Here is a 3,969-nt window from a genome sequence, read left to right on the forward strand (position 1 = left end):
CCCGTCGGTGGACGCCATCATGTGGCAGATCACACGCGGGCGGCCCGGTGCCGGGCTCGTGGGCGCCGTCACCGGTCCACCATTGCGGCCTGCCGCTCGTTGTAGCGCGGCCCGGACACCATCTCCGGCGCGAGCGCGGCATCTAGCGCCGCCATCTCCTCGTCCGTGAGGCTCACGTCGGCCGCCGCGACGTTCTCCTCCAGGTACTTCCGCCGCTTGGTGCCGGGGATCGGGACGATGTCCGGGCCCTTGTGCAGCAGCCAGGCGAGGGCGATCTGCCCCGGCGCCGCGCCCTTCCGCGCCGCCAGCTCCCGCACGGCCGACGCGGCCCGCACGTTCGCGTCGAAGTTCTCGCCCTGATACCGCGGGTCGCCCCGGCGGAAGTCGCCCTCCGGGTACTCCTCGGCCCGCTTCACGGCGCCGGTGAGGAAGCCGCGGCCCAGCGGCGCGAACGGCACGAGCCCGATCCCCAGCTCGCGAAGCAGCGGAACGATGCGCGGCTCCAGGTTGCGCTCCCACAGCGAATACTCGCTCTGGAGCACCGAGATGGGGTGCACGGCGTCGGCACGGCGGATCGTCTGCTCGCCCGCCTCGGAGAGGCCGAGGAAGCGGACCTTCCCCTCGCGGACGAGGTCCGCCATCGTGCCGATCACCTCCTCGATCGGCACCGCCGGGTCCACGCGGTGCTGGTAGAGGAGGTCGATGCGGTCCGTGCCCAGGCGCCGCAGCGAGCCCTCCACCGCCTCGCGGACGTGCTCCGGGCGGCTGTCCACGCCCGATATGGCGCCGTTCTCGAACCTGAAGCCGAATTTGGTGCCGATGACCACGCGGTCGCGCGCCCCGGTCCCCAGCTCCCGGAGCGCGCGGGCCAGCAGCTCCTCGTTCGCGTAGGGCCCGTACGCCTCCGCCGTGTCCAGGAAGGTGCATCCCAGCTCCACCGCGCGATGGATGGTGGCGATGGATTCGCGCTCGTCGCGCTCCTCCGCCGTCCCGTATGCCTGGCTCATCCCCATCAGCCCCAGGCCGATGGCCGAGGCGGTGAGGCCCTGCGTGCCGAGCGTGCGTGTGGGCAGCATATCTCGCGTCCGTGTGGGAAGTGGTTTCCAGCGCACCGGGTCAGGACGCGCGTGTCCCGCCCTGGTACTGCTCGTCGGTGACGTGCTCCATCCAGTCGACGGGCTTGCCGTCCAGCGCCTCCTGGATGGCGATGTGCGTCATGGCCGTCGTGGGTGCGGCGCCGTGCCAGTGCTTCTCGCCCGGCGAGAACCAGACCACGTCGCCGGGGCGGATCTCCTCCACCGGCCCGCCCTCGCGCTGCACCCGGCCGCAGCCGGCCGTGACGATCAGCGTCTGCCCCAGCGGGTGGGTGTGCCACGCGGTGCGCGCGCCGGGCTCGAACGTGACGGCGTTGCCGGCCGCCCGCGCCGGATCGTTCGCCGCGAACAGCGGGTCGATGCGCACCGTGCCCGTGAACCAGTCCGCCGGTCCCTTCCCGGACGGCTGCGAGCCCGCTCGCTTGATCTCCATCGTCAGTTCTCCTTGCTTCTGGATTCGGCAGAGGCCGCGTCGCTCAGCGGCCGACACGTTGTTGCAGGTGCGCGGGGTAACGGTCCCCATGCACGGTGATCTTCGCGGCGGCGTCCTCGATCTCCCGCAGGTCGTCCTCGGTGAGATCGACGGTCGCAGCGCCCAGGTTCTCCTCCAGGCGGTGGAGCTTGGTGGTGCCGGGAATGGGCACGATCCACGGCTTCTGCGCCAGCAGCCAGGCGAGCGCGATCTGCGCCGGGGTCGCGTTCTTCTTCGCGGCGATCCTGGCCAGCAGGCCGACCACCGCCTGGTTCGCGATCCGGTTCTCGGCCGTGAAGCGCGGGAAGGTGCTGCCACGGAGTTCGCTGCTGTCGAACGTCGTGTTCTCGTCGATCTTCCCGGTCAGGAACCCCTTGCCCAGCGGGCTGAACGGCACGAAGCCGATCCCCAGCTCCTCGCACGCCGCCAGCACGCCGTTCGTCTCCGGCTCGCGCCACCACAGCGAGTACTCGCTCTGGACCGCCGCCACGGGCTGCACCGCGTGCGCGCGGCGGATGGTCTGCTCGCCCGCCTCGGAGAGGCCGAAGTGCTTGACCTTGCCCTCGGCGATGAGGTCCTTCACCGTGCCCGCCACATCCTCGATGGGCACGTCCGGGTCCACGCGGTGCTGGTAGTAGAGCTCGATCGCCTCCACTCGGAGCCGCTTGAGCGAGCCCTCGGTGACCTGCCGGATGTTGTCGGGCCGGCTGTTCAGGACCTGGCTCCCACGGCCGAGGTCGAACCCGAACTTGGTGGCGATCGCCACCTGGCGGCGGAACGGCTCCAGCGCCTCGCCCACGATCTCCTCGTTGGCGGCGCCGTAGATCTGCGCCGTGTCGAAGAGCGTCACGCCGCGCTCGGCCGCCGCGCGGACGAGCGCGATCGCCTGCTGCTTGTCCGTCGCCGGGCCATAGCCGTGGCTCAGCCCCATCGCTCCATAGCCGATGGCGGCGACGCTCAAGCCGCCGTTGCCGAGATTCCGCTTCTGCATCTCTACTCCCCTTCGCCTGTCGAAGACACGTGACTGCGGACGCAACCAGGCGTTCTCTCGCCGGGATCGGCCGTTGCCGGTCAGTATTCCTGCCGCGTGGGCCGGAACAGGATCTCGTTGATGTCCACGTCCTCCGGCTGGCTCATCGCGAAGGCGACGGCGCGCGCGAACGAGTCGGCCGGGATCGCAACCTCCTCGTACAGCTTGTTGATCCGCTCGGCGACGGCCGCGTCGGTCACGGTGTTCGGCAGCTCCGTGGCGACCGCGCCCGGCGAGATCACCGTCGTGCGGATGTTGTACGGCTTCACCTCTTGCCGCAGCCCTTCCGACAGGGCGCGGACGGCGTGCTTGGTGGCCGAGTAGACCGCACCGCCCGGCCCGACCTTGTGGCCGGCGACCGAGGAGACGTTGATGATCTGCCCGCTCTTCTGCTGCTGCATGTGCGGGAGCGCCGCGGCGATGCCGTACAGCACGCCCTTGATGTTGACGTCAATCATCCGGTCCCACTCGTCCACCTTCAGGCGCTCCAGCATCGACTGCGGCATCAGGCCCGCGTTGTTGATGATGACGTCGATGCGCCCGTACGTCTCCACGGCCGCGTCCACCAGCCGCTGCACCTGGTCACGCTGGGTCACGTCCGTCTCGACCGCGAGCGCCTTCCCGCCGCTGGCCGTCAGCTCGTTCGCCAGTGCCTGGATGCGATCCACGCGCCGCGCGCCGAGCACCACGGCCGCGCCCTGCGCGGAAAGCAGCCGCGCGGTCGCCTCGCCCAGGCCGCTGCTCGCGCCGGTGATGACGACGACCTTCCCGTCGATTCCTTCAACGTTCTTGCTCACGGTTGTATCTCCAGTAGGCCGAGGGTGATGCATCGCGAGGCAGTCTGCCGTGACGGCAACTTCACCGCCATCGCGAACCTCTTGCGCATGAAGCCTGGCCGGCATGTTCCGAGTTATGGTTCGTCAGCCGGTTTCGAGACAGGCTATCCCGGCTTGCGGCATTTCGCGGATGCACTCGATGCAATCAACCTAATCGCTGACGTGGCGCGGATAAACTTGACGATGCTTCGCAGGCTGATAAGCTGTGGTTCACAATGAATGACGAGCGTGGGAGGCGGATCGACGATCGCTAAGGTCATGTAGACGAAAGGCTTTCACGTCTTCCGAGTAGTTGTCGTATAGCGGGCCTGCGCAGCAGGTGCCGACCGCGGAGGCAGACGGTTCTACGCTTGCGTCCGGCCCTCGGTGGATGACGCGGAAGATGGTAGATGGAGAAATCGGGTAGGGGGCAGCCGGCAATCACCGGCTGCGCCCCTCCCTCACCACCGTACGTGCGGGTCCGCATACGGCGGTTCGGAAGGTTGAGGTGCGGAGTGTGTGGTTCCCCGCCCTGGGCAAAGAGGCTGCTCCCCGCCA

At 69.1% G+C, this 3,969-nt stretch carries 4 protein-coding genes; all 4 read right to left on the minus strand.

From position 1 onward, the window contains the following. Positions 1 to 68 precede the first annotated feature (68 nt). Positions 69 to 1,076: an aldo/keto reductase gene (locus VFE05_13015; protein ID HET6230986.1), complete on the minus strand. Its 1,008-nt coding sequence runs from the start codon at positions 1,074 to 1,076 to the stop codon at positions 69 to 71. Between the two features lie 40 nt (positions 1,077 to 1,116). Next, entirely contained in the window at positions 1,117 to 1,527 is a 411-nt protein-coding gene (locus tag VFE05_13020) for a cupin domain-containing protein (GenBank protein HET6230987.1), read from the minus strand. A 43-nt stretch (positions 1,528 to 1,570) separates the two neighbouring features. Beyond that, positions 1,571 to 2,557 (minus strand): aldo/keto reductase, encoded by a 987-nt coding sequence (locus VFE05_13025; GenBank protein HET6230988.1) that lies wholly within the window; start codon positions 2,555 to 2,557, stop codon positions 1,571 to 1,573. An 80-nt stretch (positions 2,558 to 2,637) separates the two neighbouring features. Next, positions 2,638 to 3,393 carry an SDR family oxidoreductase gene (locus tag VFE05_13030; GenBank protein HET6230989.1) on the minus strand — a complete coding sequence of 252 codons (756 nt, stop codon included), beginning with the start codon at positions 3,391 to 3,393 and terminating at the stop codon, positions 2,638 to 2,640. Positions 3,394 to 3,969: the final 576 nt, after the last annotated feature.

This window comes from Longimicrobiaceae bacterium (genome assembly GCA_035696245.1).
Classification (GTDB): domain Bacteria; phylum Gemmatimonadota; class Gemmatimonadetes; order Longimicrobiales; family Longimicrobiaceae; genus DASRQW01.